Consider the following 20,331-nt stretch of genomic DNA (forward strand, 5'->3'; position numbering starts at 1 on the left):
CTTAAAACTCCTCAAATTCTACGTCATCTTCCTCTTGATTTTTCAAGGTTATGTAAGCGGCTAATTCCGAAATAGTAGCCATTTGAAAAAAAAGAGCAATGGGAATGGTTATATTAAAAGCTACGGTGATTTTTGCTACAATTTGAATGATAGCTAAAGAATCGCCTCCCAAGCTAAAAAAATTGTCGTGTACACTAATTTTTTCTTTTTGCAAAACCTCCTGCCAAATAGAAGAGAGTAATACTTCTTCTTGCGTTTGTGGGGCCACAAAAGCCACGGCTTTTTCTTCCGGTTTGGGAAGAGCTTTGCGATCTATTTTGCCATTGACGTTTAAAGGTAAAGAATCCAAGTAAACAAAAATAGAAGGTACCATATACTCCGGTAATTGGTCGTACAAATACCCACGCAACACCGATTCGTCGATTTTATTGCCTGATTTGCTTACACAATAACCAACTAGTTGCGGACGAATATTGTTGTACACAATGACAGCACATTGAGATACCGAAGGATGGTTGGCGAGTACTGCTTCAATTTCACCTAGCTCAATGCGAAACCCACGAAGTTTTATCTGAAAATCCATACGCCCCAAAAAGTCGATATTGCCATCGGCCATTCGCTTGACTAAGTCACCAGTGCGATACATTCGTAAATATTGTTTTTTTGCCAAATCTTCTTCGCTAGCAAATGGATTGGTGATAAACTTCTCATCGTTTAACTTTGGACGACTCTTATAACCGCGTGCTAATCCCACACCACTAATGTACAACTCCCCTGGAACACCAATGGGGACTTGGCAAAGATGACGGTCCAAAACATAAAGACGCATATTAGCAATGGGTTTACCAATAGGTGTGGTCTTATAGAAAACATGGTCTTCAACACCGCACGTCCAGTGACTCACATCGATGGAAGCTTCCGTGGGACCATATAAATTATAAAGGGCACATTCAGAGTGGCGTGTTAAAAATGCCTGACTCAAATGGGACGGTAGAGCTTCTCCACTACAAAAAATTTGTCGAAGAGAGGTTAAATTTTCAAATGGTATTGTTTCTAGAAAAACCTGAAACATCGAAGGCACAAAATGAATGGTAGTGATTTTGTATTTTTCGATGGTGGTATATAAATACTGAGTGTCCTTGTGCCCTTGTGGTTCAGCAATGACAAGTTTTGCTCCTACAAAGAAGGGCCACAATAGCTCCCACACAGAGACATCAAAGCTAAAAGGCGTCTTATGTAATACATTTTCTCGTGGTTGCAGTGCATATGTTTCTTGCATCCAACAAATGCGATTGATTACCCCTGCATGTTCTATCATAGTCCCTTTGGGTTTACCTGTAGACCCAGAAGTATAAATCATATAAGCCAAGTCGTGTTGGCTATTAATCTGCGTTGGGTTTTGGGAAGAGTATTGCGAAAAATTTTCTTCTAGAACAATCGTTTTGTCTTTGTCAATACACAAAGTGTGTGATTGTAAAATATCCTGTTGTGTTAGCAATAGTTCAATTTCACTATCTTCCATCATATAATCGAGGCGTTGTTGTGGATACTCTGGCTCTAGTGGTACGTAAGCAGCTCCCGCTTTCAAGATTCCCCAAATTCCTACTACCATTTGCAAGCTACGCCGGGCACATATGCCGATTAAGGTGCCCGCCGGCATGCTTTGGCCATAACAATCCATGTAACGCTCGCGTATAGCATGGGCCACCTGGTTTACCAGAGAGTTGAATTCTTCATAGTTCAATGTTTTCTCTGCAAATTGTACGGCAATTTGAGTCGGAGTCTTCTCTGCCTGTGATTCCAAATATTCGCTCAGAACTTGTTTGGGGTTATAGTCAACTTGTGTGCAATTCCATTTTTGTACCAACTGTTGTTTTTCTAAAGCACTTACAACTTGGATTTGTCGTGTCGATTGTTGCGGGTTTTCTAAAATGTGTTGTATTGTCTGCTCCAGGTGATGTAGCAAGTGTTCAATACTTTCTAAACCAAAACAATTGGTGTTGTACATCACTTTGAGCTGAAAAGTTTCTCCAGGCACAGCAAGTAAAGTCAAAGGGTAATTTGTTCTTTCATGTCCTTTGATTTGCTTTAATTGCAAAGATTCGCGCGACTTTTGAAGGTTTGTCGGATAATTTTGGTACACAAAAAGGCTATAAAACAACGGCGTTCCTGTCGGGACCTGACTTTGTGCTTGTATTTGCGAAAGACCTACATGGTCATAGTCACTCATTTTTTGTATGGTTTGTTGAAGACTATTTAGTGCTTCGATAGTTTGCTGTTCTTTAAATTGAACATGCACTGGCACAGTATTGATGAGCAGGCCTATGTGTTTGTCTAAACCTGCGATAGGATGTGAACGTCCTGAAGTAACAGTACCATACACCACACTTTCTTGTCCACTGTAGCAAGAAAGAACTTTGGCCCATGCGAATTGCGCCATGGTGTTTAAGGTAATGCGGTGCTCTTTCGAAAACTGTTGCATTTCTTGGGTAGTTTTTTGTGAAAGCTGATATTTACAACTCTTTATCTGGGCATCTGTTTGGTAAACATCCAAAGTGGAGCCCGGCTTTTGGATATGTAAAGATGTCACGGCTTCTACCTGCGCCATTTGCTGTTTCCAAAAGTCCAAAGCGACTTTTTTGTTTTGTTGCTGTAACCAAGTAAAATAATTACGATGCGTGTTGCCTTCTCTTCCCAGAGGCTGTCCACCGCAATATTTGGCAACTTCTTCGAGCAAAATAGGTAGACACCATCCATCAAGAAGTAAATGATGATGGGTCCACAGTAAAACATGATGCTCATCAGACATTTGTATCAAACAAAAACGCATAAGGCCTGGCTTTGAAAAATCAAAACCTTGTTTGCGATCTTGCTCAACATATTCTTGCAACAATTGTTGTTGTTTTTCCTGAGTATGCTCGCGCCAGTCCAATTCGCACCACTCAATTTTTAGTTGTTTATAGACTATTTGCCAAAATAGCCCATCTTCCCATACAAATTTAGTTCGTAGAGTTGCGTATTTATCTACAACAGCTTGCCATCCATGAAGCAATGTTCCTTTTGGCAAATGTCCCGTATACTCCAGCTCAAGTTGTACACAGTATTGACCCGATTCCGGGGCATATAAAGTATGAAATAATAGTCCCTGCTGTACAGTTGTCAGCGGGTATACAGCCTCGATATGGGAGTAATCTTTTGCCAACATACGATCCAGTTGTTGTTGGTTACAACCAAGCCACGGAAAATCAGAGGGCGTAAAACCGCCCACCTGTGGTTGCTGACAGTGTGTAATCATTTGCTCTAAAGACTGCTGATATAAATGCGCTAATTCATTGATATTTTCATCGTCAAGTGTTAGGCCATAAATAAAATCAACTCTCAATTTTTGTTCGCGTACAATACCAACGATATCAAGCAAATAGTGTCTTTGGTTATTGTTGCCTATACTTGCGCCTGGTGTCAGTGAAGACAAATTCCACGGCGAAGAAGTTTCTTTGCTAAACTGACCTAAATAGTTAAAACTAATTTGCGATTTGTCTTGCGAAAGTTGTTCACGTATATTGGAATTTGGATACAAGTATTGCAAAACACCAAAACCAACACCTTTATCAGGAATAGAGCGCAGTTGCTCTTTCACAGAACAAATAATTTCGCGCCAATTGATGGCTTGTGATTCATAATTCGCAGCTTGCGGATCGATTTCCAAGTAGACGGGAAAGACACTTGTGAACCAACCCATGGTACGCGAAAGTTCGACTTGGCCAACGGCTTCTTGTTCACGCCCATGGCCTTCTAAATCCAATCGTAAACTGGTTTGTTCCTGCCAGCGATAAAACGCTACAATAAGTGCTGATAGCAATAGATCGTTGATTTGTGTGTGGTATACATGTGGAATTTCTTGAAGTAACGTATTTGTGAGTTCTTTCGAAAGTACAATGCCCTTACGCTTGCTGTGTCGCTGAAGATTGTTGTTATCTCCATTGCAAGGCAAACGAGGAACTGATTTACTGTTCACGCTAAGCCAATATTCTACATGGGTGGCCAACGTCTCGTCTTCGGCATACCGCAACAACGCATGGCTCCAGTCTTTGAAGCTGCTTGTCTTTTTAGGTAAACTTAGCTTTTGTCCTTCGATCGATTGTTGATAAACACTTTGTAAATCTGCCAATAAAATACGCCACGAAACTCCGTCGACAACCAAATGATGGATAGTGATAAATAAACGTTCATTGCCATCACTATACCCGCGCAAAATACCTACCTTACAAATAGGACCATTCTCTATATTCAGTTGTTGTTGCCATTTGCTGCATATCTCTTTTATTGCTTTGTCTTGCTCTTCTTCTGGCAATGAGTATTGTTCTATGTCAATGGCAAATACGTTCGCGTTGTCATCATAAAATTGTTGCCAGCCACCGGCACTTTTTTGAAAACGCAATCTCAGCGCGTCGTGGTTCATCACTATATGTCTCAATGTTTGCTGCAAAGCCTCAACGTCTAAGGGTTCACTACTCTCCAATAAAAATGCCTGATTCCAGTGATGCAATTGTGCAAAATTTTGTTCAAAAAAGCGATGTTGGATAGGGGTCAGCGGTACCTCTCCCTGTGCGGGTTTTTGCGAGATTTCTATCGACGCTAGCTTTTCCGCCACCAACGCCAAAGAATGTATGTCCGGATTTTCAAACAACTGTTTTGGAGAAATTCTTAAACCAAAATCTCGGGCTTTCGCTACAACCTGGATACTTAGAATAGAGTCCCCCCCATAGAAAAAAAGTTCTCATGGATACCAATTTCTTCAATACCCAACACTTGTTGCCAAACATTCGCTAAAGTCTTTTCTACCTCCGTTGTCGCAAGTGTGCGATCTTGACTTTGTATAGCGTTGAGTGGCAACCTCGCACGATCTATTTTCCCTGAGTCATTTAGCGGCATATGCTCCAGCGGCACAAAAGCCGCAGGAATCATGTAACTAGGTAGTTGTTGTTGCAAATACTGTTGTAAGGTTTGAGGCTCCAATGATTCCGTAGTTGTGTAAAAAGCCAACAGTTGTTTGTGCTCTTTCTGCTTACGAATGCCTATAGCACATTGCGTGACATGTGGGTGCTGCAAGATCACAGCCTCTATTTCTTCTATTTCAATACGGAAACCGCGAATTTTTACTTGGTAGTCCGCACGTCCGAGGAATTGCAACGCACCATTGTCTAAATGACGTACAATATCACCCGTTTTATACAAACGCTGTTGTTGTCCTGCGATGGTTGCCACACAGAATCTTTCCTTATTCAGCGGTGCACGTCTGTGATAGCCACGCGCCAAGGCAACACCCGCTATGTACAATTCTCCTGGAGATCCTATTGCCACCGGTCTAAGATGCGAATCTAACACGTACAATCGCACATTGCTAATCGGCGTTCCAATCGGAGCTATTTGGTAGTGCAATTCATCACCCAAATTGCATTTAAAATGACTTACAGCAATCGATGCCTCCGTGGGACCATAGGAATTGTAAAGCTCGCTTTTCGTTTTTTCTAAATACTCCTGGCACCAAGCCGTTGGTAGTGCCTCACCGCCACAAATCGTCAAACGCAATCCATTTCGTTCTTCCCAATTCGGAACGTCTAAAAGTAAACGAAACATCGCTGGTACAAAGTGCGCAACACTTATGTTTTCCTTGTCGATTAGCTCCCAAAGCAAATCTGGACTTTTGCGTTGTTCTTCCGATGCGATGACAACCGTTGCTCCGCAAATCAAAGGCCAAAACAACTCCCACACCGACACGTCAAAACTCAGGTGTGTTTTTTGCAACACGCGGTCTTCTGCTGTCAATTCGTATTCGCTTTGCATCCACCTTAAACGATTCGCTACTCCTCCATGCTCTAGCAATGCCCCTTTGGGATTACCTGTCGAGCCAGAGGTATAAATCATATACGCCAAATTTTCTACACCGCTCGTCGCACCTAGATTATCTTGATTGTGATTGCCTATTTTATTTGCACACAGCACCGGAGCGCAATCCTCCAGCCACGGCTTTTCTTTTAAAATTTCACCATCCGTTACCAGTAGTGCTACATCACTATCATCCACTAAATACGACAACCGTTGTTGCGGATATGTCGGGTCCATCGGAACATAAGCCCCACCAGCTTTCCAAATTCCCAAAATGGCAATGGCCGCCTGCAAGTCTCTCTCCAGACATAACCCCACAAGAGTGTCCACCGGTAAAGATTTATCATAAACTTGTTGATAGCGCTCTTGCAGTGTATACGCAAACTGATTCGCTCGTTCATTGAGCTCTCGATAGGACAATGATTGATCTTCGAACATCATCGCCGTGTGCTGTGGCGTTTTTTTCACTTGTTGTTCAAATAATTTGTGTATCGGTTCTTCGACTAACTCCAACGACCTGCTTTGATTAAAAGTCTCTAACACTTGCTTACGTTGTTCTACTGTCATCAAGTCTATTTGTGAAATAGCTATTTCTGGCGTTTGTAGAACTGTCTTTACCACAAGTTGGAATTGTTCCGCCAGACGCGCCATCGTTTGTTCTTTGAACAACGTAGTGTTGTATTGGATCGTTCCCTGTAAACTCTCTTTTGTTTGTCTTATAGAAAAACTAAAATCGAATTTAGAAAAATGGTACGGAATCGGATAGTTGCTAATTTTTACTCCCGGCAAATTTAGAGATAAGTTTTCTTCCACATTTTGCACTTGAAACATCGCTTGCACAATAGCAGCGCGACTAGTATCGCGTTCGACTTTTAAAACATCAATGAGCTTTTCGAATGGCATATCTTGGTGAGCATATGCTTCAATCGTTTGTGCCGAAATTTCTTCCAACAATTCCATAAAACTTTGGTCTTTAGATAAATCGCTGCGCAGTGCCACAGTATTGACAAACAGACCAATCATTCCCTCTAGGTCTTCATGAGCACGGTTGGCAACAGGAGTACCAACGATAAGATCGCTTTGCCCACTGTAACGACTTAACACAATTTTGAAAGCACTCAACAAAATAGTGAACATCGTACCACCAGCTTTTCGTGCTATTGCTTGTAAGTCTGGTACTAGTGATTGTCCAATGTTAAAGGTATATGTGTCTCCTTGATAGTCCAGTGTTTTCGGCCTTGGGTAGTCGGTGGGTAATTGTAAGTCTTGGTACCCTTGTAGCCTTTCGTACCAGTAACGAATTTTCTCCTTTAACAAATCACCGCTTAAGTACTGTTGTTGCCAATGAGCGTAGTCATTGTATTCGACATTTAACTTTTTTACATTAGGCTCTCGGTGTTCGAGATAACTGCTATAAAACTCCTGTAATTCTTGCAAAAAGATTTTTGTTGAGAGGCCATCGCTAATAATATGGTGTTTCACAATACACAATATAAAGTTTAAAGGTTCCGTTTCAAATATTGTAGCGCGAAGTAATGGCGCAGTTGTTAAGTCGAAAGGTGTGTGTATTTCACGTTCTAAAGCTTGTGTTAGTTCTTTTTGATTGGTCTTTTTTAGCGCAATAGATATTTGCATGGTACCCGCTATGTCGACTAGCGCAAGACCATTTTGTTCAGCAAAACTCATACGTAAACTACAGTGCCTTTGTATTAGGGCGTTTAATGCCTCGTTGAGAATTTGTATTTGTAAATCACCACAAATTTTGAATGCCAGTGGCATGTTATACATCGCACTTTTTTCTTCATAGCGATCAATAAACCACAAGCGCTGCTGGGCAAAAGATAACGTTACAGGAGTACCCAGTGGTGCTTTACTAATGTTTATTGCTGGAGCAAAAGAGTGCTTTTTTTGCTCCAAGTAAGTAGCGAGAGATGCCAGCCGGGTATGTTTAAATAGAGATTTAACGGGGCATTCAATGTGTAACTGTGAACGAATTTTGGCAACTACCTGCATCACCGACAGCGAATGTCCACCTATATAAAAGAAATCGTCGTTGATGCTGACCTTGTCGATTTTTAGAACTTGGCACCAAATAGCAGCGAGCCACTTTTGCATCTGCGTCTTGGGCGGGTCGTCAATGGGAATAGAGCTGTCTTTCGCCATAATTTCCAACGTTAACCGTGAACGATCCACTTTCCCTGAAGTGTTCACAGGCATTTTCTCTAACTGTGTAAAAATGTTGGGTATCATGTATGGGGGTAGTTGATCTTGCAATTTTGCCTGTAAAGCTGCTGAGGAAACCTCTTCGTTTGCCGTGTAAAAAGCCAACAATTGTTGGTGTTTTTTGTTTACCACAACAACACATTGAGATATAGAAGGATAGTTGGTAACTACTGCTTCGATTTCACCTAGCTCAATGCGAAATCCGCGTAGTTTTATCTGAAAATCTATACGACCTAGAAAGTTGATATTGCCATCGGCCATTCGTTTGACTAAGTCACCTGTGCGATACATGCGTGAATGTTGATCTTGTGCCAAGTCTTCTTCGCGAACAAATGGATTGACAATGAACTTCTCATCGTTTAGCTGTGCGCGATTTTTATAGCCACGTGCCAAGCCCACACCGCTGATATACAACTCGCCAGGTACACCCATTGGAACTTGGCAAAGATGGCGATCTAAAATATACAAACGTATGTTGCCTATGGGCTTGCCAATGGGTGTGGTGTTGTAAAGAAGATGATCTTTGGCATTGCATGGCCAATGACTAACAGTAATCGAAGTTTCCGTCGGTCCATACAAATTGTAAAGAGCGCATGTGGTGTGACGTGTTAAAAATTTTAGACTCAAGCTGGACGATAAAGCCTCTCCCCCGCAAAAAGTTCGCCGCAACGAAGTCAACTTTTCAAACGATGTTGTTTCTAAAAAAATCTGAAACATCGAAGGCACAAAGTGCACCGTAGTGATGTTGTACTTTTTGATGGTATCGTATAAATACTGTGTATCCTTGTGTCCTTCCGCTTCTGCAATAACAAGCTTTGCTCCTACAAAGAAAGGCCATAATAGCTCTGTTACCGAGAAGTCAAAACTAAATGGCGTTTTGTGCAATACACTCTCTTGCGGCTGTAGTTTATATGTTTCTTGCATCCACAAAGTTTGGTTGATTACCCCTGCGTGCTCAAGCATAACCCCCTTGGGTTTGCCTGTAGAGCCTGAAGTATATATAATATACGCTAAATCGTGCGCATTATTTATCTGTATGGGGTTTTGCGAAGAGTATTGCGAAAAATCCTCTTCCAATGCAATAATTTTATCTTTATCAACACATAATGTATGTGTTTGTAAAATGTCCTGTTGTGTTAACAATAGTTCTATTTCGCTATCTTCGACCATATAATCCAGACGTTGTTGCGGATACTCTGGCTCTAGTGGTACGTAAGCCGCTCCCGCTTTTAAAATCCCCCAAATTGCAACAACCATTTGTAAGTTACGTCTAGCGCATATACCAATCAGAGTACCGGCAGGCATGTTTTGACCATAACAATCCATGTAGCGTTTGCGTATTGCGTGAGCTACCTGGTTTACCTGCGTGTTAAATTCATGGTAACTTAAGTTTTTTTCGGCAAATTGCACAGCAATCTGCGTAGGGTTTTTCTCTGCTTGTACCTCCAAATATTCGCTCAAAACTTGCTTTGGTTTGTAACAGACTTGTGTTTGGTTCCACTTTTCGAGTAACTCTTTTTTTTCTAAATTACTCAAAATGTTGATTTTTTGCACCGGTTTTTTTGGACTTTCCAAAACATTCAAGATTGTTTGTTCCAGGTGATGCAACAAACGTTTTATGCTGTCTAAGCTAAAGCAATTGGTATTGTACATGACATCGAATTGAAAAGTTTCCCCTGGTGTAGCACTTAACGTCAAGGGGTAATTTGTTCTTTCGTGCCCTTTGACTTGAGCCAGCAGAAGCCCCTGTGACTTTTGAACGTTGGTCGGATAATTTTGATATACAAAAAGGCTATAAAACAAAGGTGTTCCCGCTGGTATATGGCTTTGTAATTGTATCTCAGGAAGCCCTACGTAGTCGTAATCGCTTATTTTCTGTATGGTCTGCTGAAGACGATTTAGCGATTCTATGGTTTGCTGTTCTTTAAAATCAAAATGTACTGGCACCGTATTGATCAGTAGCCCAATGTGTTTATCTAAACCTGCGACAGGATGTGAACGCCCAGAAGTAACGGTGCCATACACTACGCTCTGCTGTCCGCTATAACATGAGAGAACTTTGGCCCATGCAAATTGTGCCAAAGTATTTAGGGTAACGCGATACTCTTTGGAAAATTGTTGCATCCTTTGGGTATTTTTTTGCGAAAACTGGTGTTTATAACCTTGTATCTGAGCATCTGTCTGGTAGACATCCAACGTCGTGCCAGGCTTTTGAATATTTAAAGGGGTTACTGCTTCCACCTGTGCCATCTGTTGCTTCCAAAAGTCCAAAGCAATTTTTTTGTCTTGTTGTTCCAACCAAGTAAAATAATTGCGATGGGTGTTACCTTCCCTCCCCAAAGAATGCCCTTCATAAAATTTAGCCACCTCTTCGAGTAGAATAGGCAGACACCAACCATCAAGAAGTAAGTGATGATGGGTCCACAATAATACATGACATTCATCAGACATTTGTATTAAACAAAAACGCATAAACCCTAGCGTTTTAAAATCAAAGCCTTCATTACGGTCTTGTCGAAGATATTCTTGCAATAGTTGCTTTTGCTCTCTCTGGTTATGTTCGCGCCAATCTAATTCGCACCACTCAATTTTTACCTGTTTGTGAACTATTTGCCAAAATACCTCGTCTTCCCACACAAACTTCGCTCGTAGAGTTGCATATTTGTCGACGACAGCTTGCCATGCGCAACGCAATACCTCTTTTGACAAATTCCCGTTGTACTCCATTTCAAGTTGTACACAATACTGGCCCGACTCAGGTGCATACAAAGTATGAAATAATAATCCCTGCTGCACATTTGTCAGGGGATATACGGCCTCTACACTTGAGTAATTCTTTGCCAATATCTCATCTAGTTGCTGCTGGCTACAAGCAAGCCATGGAAAATCAGAAGGAGTAAAGCCACCCGCTTTTGGTTGTCGGCAGTGAGCAATCATTTGCTCTAACGACTGCTTATACAAATGCGCTAATTCATGGATACTTTCTTCATCAAGTGTTGGCCCATGGATAAAATCAATACTCAATTGTTGGTTACGTACAATACCAATTACATCAAGTAAATAATGCCTGTGGTTATCGTCTCCGATACTTTCTCCTGGAGCCTGTGTAGAGAAATTCCACAGCGAAGTCTTTTCGTTAAACTGACCTAAATAGTTAAAACTAATTTGCGATTTTGTTTGCGAAAGTTGCTTGCGCATATGGGAGTCTCGATGCAAGTATTGCAAAACACCAAAACCAAAACCTTTATCGGGAATAGCGCGTAATTGCTCTTTGATCGAACAAATGATTTGACGCCAATTAAACTCCCGTGGTTCCATTTCCAGATGAACAGGAAAGACACTGGTAAACCAACCAACTGTACGTGAAAGTTCTACTTGTCCAACGGTTTCTTGCTCGCGTCCGTGCCCCTCTAAATCTAGTCGCACGCTAGTTTGCTTTCGCCAGCGATAAAACGCAACCGTCAACGCTGCCAACAATAAATCATTGATCTGAGTGTGATACACCTCCGGAATTTCTTGGAGCAATGCTGTGGTAAGTTCTTTAGAGAGTGCAATGCGTTGACGAGCACTATACTTTTGAGTATTTGTGTATTTTTTTTCCCTAGAAGGTAACAGCGGAACCGTTTTGCTCGTTGTATGGAGCCAATATTCTATGTGGCTTGCTAAAGACGGGTTATCAGTATACTGTAACAACGCATGACTCCAGTCTTGGAAACTACTGGTTTTTTTAGGTAAGTCGAATTTTTTTCGCTGCCTCAATTGTTGGTAAATAACTTGTAAATCTTCTAGTAAAATACGCCACGAAACTCCATCAATCACCAGATGGTGGATTGCGATACATAAACGTTCTTTGCCATCACTGTGGCCACGTAAAATACCCACCTTCCAAATAGGTCCATGCTCTATGTTTAGCTGCTGTTGCCAGTTTGTACAGATATCTCTCACCGCTTGCTCTTGTTTTTCTAAGGGTAATGAGCATTGTTCTATATCAATAGTAAATGCCTCCGCGTGGTCATCGTAAAACTGTCGCCAACCGCTAGAATTTTTTGAAAAGCGCAATCTAAGCGCATCGTGGAGCTCTATAAGAACACCCAGAGCTTTTTGCAAAAAGGGAATGTGCAATGATTCATTACATACAAGTAAAAATGCTTGGTTCCAATGGTGCAACTGTATAAAATTTTGAGCAAAAAAGCGCTGCTGAATAGGGGTAAGAGGTACTTCTCCTACAGCAGATTTTTGAGAAATTTTTATCGATCCTTGTTTTTGTGCCACCAGCGCTAACAGTCGAACGGTGGGATTTGCAAATAGTTGTTTAGGAGAAATTTTCCAGCCCGCTTCTCTCGCTTTAGAAATTACCTGAATACTTAAAATCGAATCCCCACCAAGGCTAAAGAAATTGTCGTCTATCCCCACATGCTCAACATGCAAAACTTGCTGCCAAATCTCTGCTAACGTTTTTTCCAATTCGCTAGTTGGGGCGATAAAGTCATCTTGCGTTGTGTTTACCTCTAGGGGTAACTTTCCACGGTCTATTTTACCAGAGGTGTTTAAAGGCATGCGTTCTAGTCTTATAAAAATACTTGGTAACATATACGCAGGTAATTGCTCGTGTAATTTTGCTTGTAAATCTTCCGGAGAAAGTTGTCGCGTTGTCGTATAAAAAGCCAATAGTTGCTTGTGTCGATCGCGTTCGCGCACAGCAACGGCGCACTGAGATATTTCTGGATGGCGTAAAATAACCGCTTCTATTTCCTCTATTTCAATGCGAAATCCACGAATTTTTACTTGGTGATCCATACGGCCAAGAAATTCTAAGTTGCCATTTTCCAGCCAACGCACTATATCACCTGTTTTATAAAGACGTTGTTTATGTCCGTCGATAAAACCCCAAATAAACTTTTGGTGGTTGAGTTCTTCGCGATTGTGGTAACCACGCGCTAAGGCGACACCAGCAATGTGTAGTTCTCCTGGAATACGAGTGGCCACTGGACGTAATTCAGAGTCTAGAACATAAAATTTTACATTACTAATCGGCGAACCGAGAGGAGTAATATCGTAGTGTAAATGGTCTTGTTTACTACATGGAAAATGACTTACAGCAATAGAGGCTTCCGTCGGTCCATAGGAATTGTACAACTCCCCTGTGGTTTTATCTAAATACTCTTTAGACCATGCCGTAGGTAAAGGTTCTCCGCCGCAAATAGTCAAACGCAAGGAATTCAATTGTTTCCAAGCACGCACATTTAATAATAGACGAAATAGAGAGGGGACAAAGTGTGCAACAGTAACTTGCTCCTCCTCTATTAGTTGTATGAGTGTATGTGGATTGCGATACTCTGTACCGGCAATTACAACAGTAGCACCAGAAATCAGTGGCCATAGAAATTCCCATACCGAGACATCAAAGCTATAAGTTGTTTTTTGTAAAACGCGATCGGCGGACGTAAGTTGATATACATCTTGCATCCACAAAAGGCGATTAATGACTCCCTTGTGCTCTAATAAAACGCCTTTGGGCTTACCGGTTGAACCAGAAGTGTAAATCATATACGCTAAATTTGAATTTTCACATACAACATTTGGATTTTCGTTGTTGAACTGGTCTATATCTTTATCGATATCTATACAAATGTTTTGTTGTTTTAGCCATGGATGATTGGCACAAGTATGACGATCTATTACGAGTAGATTAACGCCACTATCTTCCAGAAGATAACGTATTCGTGGCAACGGGTATTCTGGATCAATGGGCACGTAAGCGGCTCCTGCTTTTAGGATACCCAAAATTCCCACTATCATTTGTGTACCACGATCTAAACATAAGCCAACTAGAGTATCGATTGGCAATGGTTGTTCGTATCGACATTGGTAAGTAGTTCTGAGCGCATTCGCTAATTTATTTGCTTGCTGGTTGAGTTGTTGGTAACTCCAGTGTTTTTTTTGGAATATGACAGCGTTGTGCTTTGGTGTTTTTTTGACTTGTTCTTCAAACAAACAATGCAGGCAAGTTTGGGTTATCGCTAATGGTTTACTTTGATTGAACTCCTTTAAAATGCGCTGACGTTGTGATGTGGGAATTAAGCCTATTTGCGCAATAGAAGTATTTGGATTTTCGGCAACATGCGCAACCACCATTGTAAAACGCTGCGCTAAATTTTCGATCGTCTCTGGTTTGAATAAATCGGTGTTATACTGAATGGTTCCTTGTAGTTTTTGTCCCGTGTGCTTAATGAAAAAACTTAGATCAAACTTTGAAACATCGCAAAAAATAGGGAGATTATAAACTTCTAAATTTGGCAAAGACAGTGAAATGTTTTCTGCGACACTTTCCAACTGGAACATCAATTGTACAACTGGCGCACGACTTGTATCGCGTTGTACATTTAAAGCGTCTACAATCTTTTCAAATGGTATATCCTGGTGAGTATATGCCTCCACTGCATTGGCAGAAACTTTTTTAATTACGTCAATAAAGTTAGGATTGCCGGATAAATCGCTGCGCAGTACGAGGGTATTTACAAATAAACCGATGACATTTTCAATCGAATCGTGAGTACGGCCCGCCACAGGTGTTCCGACAACAATATCACTTTGCCCACTGTAACGGTGTAGTACAACTTTAAGCGCACTTAGCAAGATAGTAAAAAAAGTACCGCCTATTTCGTTCGTTATTCTTTGTAGAGCACGGGAATGATTTCCTATCTCAAATGTATGTATCAATCCTTTGTGCCCGAGAACTTTAGGTCGCATAAAATCGGTTGGCAATTGCAAATTTTCGTAGCCTTGTAACTTTTGGCGCCAATATTGAATTTGTTGATCCAGTATCCCACCATGTAAATATTCGCGTTGCCATCTGGCATAGTCAGAATATTCTACGGGCAAATCACCTAACTGCGTAACTTGATGTTTGATTCCATTTGCATACAAATCTTGTAATTCGTGCACAAAAATAACCACGGAGAGGCCATCGCTTATAATATGGTGCTTTACGATACACAAAACAAACTCAGGAGAGGTTGTATCAACAATTTGTAATAATGTTGCACGAAATAGTGGTCCTGTTCTTAGATCAAAAGGGGTATGTATTTCTTTGTAAATGTTTTGTGTTAAATCCGCCTTTCGAACTTTATGTACCGCAAGAGAAAATTTTACAGACTCTGCAATGGCAATGGCGGGAACTCCGCCTTCGCTGAAAAAAGTTGTACGCAAACTGGCATGGCGTTGCACCAAGGTTTGTAGTGCCGATTGCAAAACTTGTATATCGAGATTGCCCTCTATTTTAAAAGCTATGGGAATATTGTACAGTGCACTTTGCTCTTCATATTGGTCAATAAACCACAGTCTTTGTTGGGCAAATGAAAGTAATAGAGGTGCTTCTACATCTCTTTCAATAGAAATTGCGGTGGTGAGGTTGTCTTTTTGCGTCTGCAAAAATTGCGCAAGCTTTTTAACGGTTGTGTGTTCAAACAAGTGTACGACAGGACATTCTAATTTTAACTGCGAACGAATTCTTGCCGCCACTTGCATGGCCCTCAAGGAATTGCCACCTATTTGAAAAAAGTTGTCGTTGACTCCTACTTGCATTAGTTTTAAAACTTCGCACCAAATAGCCGCCAACTTTGACTCCATCTGATTGCCAGGAGCTAGATATGCCGTTTGTAACTGGATTTTGGGCAGCGCTTGTACGTCTACTTTGCCATTGGCACTCAGAGGCATTTTTTCTACCGCCATAAAAGCGCTAGGCACCATATAAAAAGGAAGTCGCTCAGACATATAGGAATGTAAATCTTCTCTATCCAGACTTCGCGAGGAGATATAATACGCTGCGAGGTGCTTTTGTCCTTGTACTTCACGCACTGTAACCACTGGCTGCTCAATATGCGGATGGCTTCCCAGTGCGGCCTCTATTTCGCCTAATTCAATGCGAAATCCTCTTATTTTTACCTGGTCGTCAACACGCCCCAAAAATTCTATATTACCATCGGCAAAATAACGCCCCATGTCACCTGTTTTATAAAGTATTTCTCCTGTTTGCGGATATTCTATAAAGCTAGCGGCGGTTCGCGATGTGTCTCGCCAATAACCTTTGGCCACTCCCACACCACCTATATGCAGCTCTCCAACAACTCCCACAGGTACCGGTTGTAAAAATTTGTCGAGAATGTGGAAGCTTTGGTTCCACATTGGTTTGCCGTAAGGGATGCTTTTCCACGAAGGATCAATTTTTTCTATCGGATAAAGAATCGACCAAATAGAGCCCTCTGTGGCCCCTCCCAAACTGATTTGTTGCGCATTCTCGCCACAGTGTTTGCGAATTTTGGCGGGTAATTCTAGTGGAATCCAGTCGCCGCTCATCAGGATCAAGCGTAGCTGAAATGTTTGTTTTGCTTTATTTGTTTCTAAAAAATCTACGAGTAAATGCATCAAAGCCGGCACGGTGTTCCATAGACTCACGTCACATTTTTCCATCCACTCTAACCATTTTGTTGGCTCTCTAACTTCCTGTTCACCGGGTAGTACAACAGTACCTCCTGCCCCCAAAACGCCAAAGATATCATACACCGAAAGATCAAAACTTAGTGCGGACAGAGACAGTACGCTGTCTTGCTCGTTAACGTCAAACCTTTGATTGATATCTAAAATGGTATTGAGCGCTCCCTGGTGGTCAATCATTACCCCTTTGGGCATTCCGGTAGAACCCGAGGTAAAAATCACATAAGCAAGATCTTCGTGACTTTGCACCGTTTGTAAATTTTCCGTGCCACTATTCTGCCACTCTGAATTATCATCAACGGCGAAAACCTTTATATTTTCTGGCCACTTGCACGTTTGTTTGTGATCACTTTGCGTCAGAACAATTTTTACCTGACCGTGCTCCAATATTTTATGCATGCGCTGTTGTGGTTCGAAAACAGACACAGGTAAATACGCAGCCCCTGCTTTGAGAATGCCCACCACAGCGGCAACTTGTTCCCAGCCTTTTTCCATCACCACCGCAACTAGTTGATTGGGCTTGACTTGACACTCGCGTAGTTTGTGTCCTATTTTATTCGAAAGAGTATACAATTCTTGGTAGGTCAAATCTCCCCGGGCAGAAACCACCGCTTTTTTTTGCGCAGGAGCAGGTGATCTTTCCACTATTTGATGCAGGCACTGCTTGTAGTTTAACTTTTTTTGTGTGCGATTCCATTCACACAAAGAGGCTTCGAGTTTATTCGTTTTCATTTTCTGATCTCTGGATGCCAAACATTATAAGATATCAGATGGCGCATAGCTTTTACGTATTTGATTCTAAGCCAATGCGCCATTTTCAAGAAACATGAGTTGTTGGTAAACACTCCAACGGCTGTTATATCATTTTATCTACGGGCTTGCGTAACAAAATCCCTAGTAGCAAAAGAATAACGGCATATATGGTAATCATTACCGTATTTACATAAAGATTTTTCTTCACCAAATTGGTTTGCAATGTAAACTGTGGTAAATTGGATAAATCCTTTTTGGTCATTTTTTGGTTACGAAATGTCTTTTCTGATATTGTTTTACGCCATGTATCGTAAAAATTTTGCACTTGCTGCTGATAAGCAAGATAATGTCGGCTCGATGTACCAGCAATTTCATTTAGACTTTCCTGGTAAAGAATTGCAGGAGAAAAAAAGCGCAAAATTCCAGAGAGATCGCGACGCAATTGTATTTGCTGCGCATGATGTTTGATGATCGGTTGTGTATGCTCTTCAATATCTTTAGAAACGACATACTTGGTTTTCCAAAATGTATTATATCTTTTCAAAGCTTCATCTTCATTAGGAGCCTCTAATACTGCTAATTCTGGGTGGTCTTCGTAGAAACTGGCGAGCAGTTTACTTCCTTCTTCTTTGGCCTCTTTTTCTGCGCTGCGCATTTCCGACAGTTGTTTCACACGTGAAGGTACAGGATACAGAGTCGTCGCAAACAAACCAATCGTCGCCGGAAAAATCATAACAAAAAATACCCAAATAGATACTAAAATTACCGCATTTGTTCCCGAATGGCGACTAAAGAGATTTACCAGAAGTGAGATGAAAAAATATAAGCTGATGTATATACCTGTCAACAATAACAACAACAAAGTATCCATGTAGCTAAATGACAAATCTAGTATGGGCAAAATGATCAAAATACAAAATACAATCATGGAAAAAATGACGCTAAAACGAAAGACAAGTTTTACAAATAACCACTTTGTCAAAGTGACGGGCTGAGATAGTACGAGTTTTAAGGTGCCTTGCTCTCTTTCCGCAGAGATAATATTGTAACTAAGAGCGATTACAATAAGTGGTATCAAGTATACAAGTACAAAGGCCAGATCAAAATTACCAAATAATTGCTGAACAGGATTGCTAAATTTATCATGTGCAAAACGAGGGTCTTGCTCAAAAGAAATACTATTTATCGCGACATAAATGTCACTTTGCCCCGTTGCAATCCACGACAAAGGTGTGTGAGGAAACGTGGTAATCAAAGGAATTTTACGCCCTGTGGTTACAGGGTTTTGAGGATTTGCCCACGGTTTTAGGTCTTGCGGTTCACCGCTTTCTACTTTTTGCAATACTTGGGTATAGTGGTCCACATTTTTTTTATGTTCTTCTAACACCATCTTTTGTTTTTCTTGTTGATTATCTACCCTGATCTTTCCATTGTATGCTCCAAAACTGATCAATAGTAGGAGCAATATCGAAGAGACCAACATCCCTGGATCGGCGACAAAATTTTTAAATTCGAGGTGCATAATGTTGCGTATCATGATAAATCCTTAAACGATTAGGAGGTTTGATTTCTTCGTGAAAGAAAAAGCATCAGGGTTAGCGACAAGCAAAACCAAACTAGTAAAACAATAAATTTGGGAAAATGTGCTTTTCCAGTGATATGTACGGAGGTCGTCGGGGGAGAAAATGGAGGTATTTTTTTCCACAAATCACTTCCCGCTTCATATTTTTGACCGTGTTTACTGTTGTATTGCAGGTCTTCATTGAGAGTTTTTACCATGAGGCGTCTGTATTGTTCCGCTGCATTTGTAAAAGTCCAATGATGATGCATATCTGTCCCAGAAAATGCCATAGACAGAAAACGCACCGGTAAAAAAGGAGATAAAAATGCAAAAGTATCGTAGATTTTTTCTTGCTTTTTGTATTGTTCCTGCAATTTTTGGTAGTTACGATCATAAATTTTATTGGTCACTTCCTCGCCCTTTTGCATGCGTAAACCAGCAAAATTGAAAGGTAACTCAGAGATATCTTTCACATTATGCTCTTTCAAAGTATCACGCAACAATTTTTCCGTCTCGCGGCTGTATGGATTGTGTCCATCAATTCCTTGTTTTTTTTCCATAGCAATGCGTTTTTGAAACTCAAACATACTCGGTAATGGTTCGCGCATTTCAACAAAGGTGGTTGCAAATTTAGGTACGATAAGACAACAGAAAATCCATCCTGCTAAAAGAACAAGAAATGCCGTATGTGACTTTTTTACCCATAGAGATACGGATAGTGTCAGTTGGACCACAATGGCGTAATACAGAAAATACACAGTACCCACCGTCCCAATCGCCAGGTAGTCTATTTCACCGAAATTTTTCAATGTGGCCAATAACAACATTCCGAGTAACAGAACAGGCACAAGAAGGCTTGCCAGTGGCAATAACACCCCTAGCCATTTACCCCAAACGAGTTTTCGTGGATGAACCCCCTGGGCTAATAACATTTTCCAGGTACCGTTTTCTTTTTCGCGTGTAAAGCAGTTGAAACCGATGAGTATAATAAATAAAGGTACCAAATACAGTAGGACAAAATCTGCGGTAAGATCACCAAAACGAGCTAGCGCTGACTGATCACTGATAGCTTTAAATGTACTTTCGTGGCGTTTGTGTGCTTCTAAAAATACCGACACGCCGGTGTATTTGTCCACACCTTGATCTACCAATGATAAAGGATATTTAGGTTTAAACACGTACATTCCATAATGAGCGGCACTATGAGGATTTTTCTTTTTTTGGCAGTCCCAATGGTTACGTGATGTTTGCTGTGCTTCTTGATGTTGCTTTTGCACAGATACATAATAATTTCTACCCTTAACCACAGCAATCACCAATAGAATGAGTAGTATAGTAAATGTGGCGAGAAATTTCCCCTCGCGGCGAATTTCTCTAAATTCTTTGCGCGCAATTTGCAATATCATATTTGTTCC

4 protein-coding genes are annotated in these 20,331 nt (G+C 41.0%); all 4 read right to left on the minus strand.

Annotated elements, in window-relative coordinates:
- Position 1: 1 nt before the first annotated feature.
- Positions 2-4,687: a non-ribosomal peptide synthetase gene (locus UABAM_RS07300; RefSeq protein WP_151967341.1), complete on the minus strand. Its 4,686-nt coding sequence runs from the start codon at positions 4,685-4,687 to the stop codon at positions 2-4.
- A gap of 56 nt (positions 4,688-4,743) precedes the next feature.
- On the minus strand, positions 4,744-17,334 hold the full coding sequence (locus tag UABAM_RS07305) for a non-ribosomal peptide synthetase (RefSeq protein ID WP_151967342.1): 12,591 nt from the start codon (positions 17,332-17,334) through the stop codon (positions 4,744-4,746).
- 124 nt (positions 17,335-17,458) lie between these two features.
- The gene (locus UABAM_RS07310; protein WP_151967343.1) at positions 17,459-18,892 is read right to left on the minus strand and encodes a DUF3526 domain-containing protein; all 1,434 of its coding nucleotides are present in this window, start codon (positions 18,890-18,892) and stop codon (positions 17,459-17,461) included.
- A 17-nt stretch (positions 18,893-18,909) separates the two neighbouring features.
- A complete protein-coding gene (locus UABAM_RS07315) occupies positions 18,910-20,322 on the minus strand; it encodes a DUF3526 domain-containing protein (protein ID WP_151967344.1) in 1,413 nt (470 codons plus the stop codon).
- Between the last annotated feature and the right edge of the window lie 9 nt (positions 20,323-20,331).

Source organism: Candidatus Uabimicrobium amorphum, from assembly GCF_009002475.1.
Lineage (GTDB): Bacteria > Planctomycetota > Uabimicrobiia > Uabimicrobiales > Uabimicrobiaceae > Uabimicrobium > Uabimicrobium amorphum.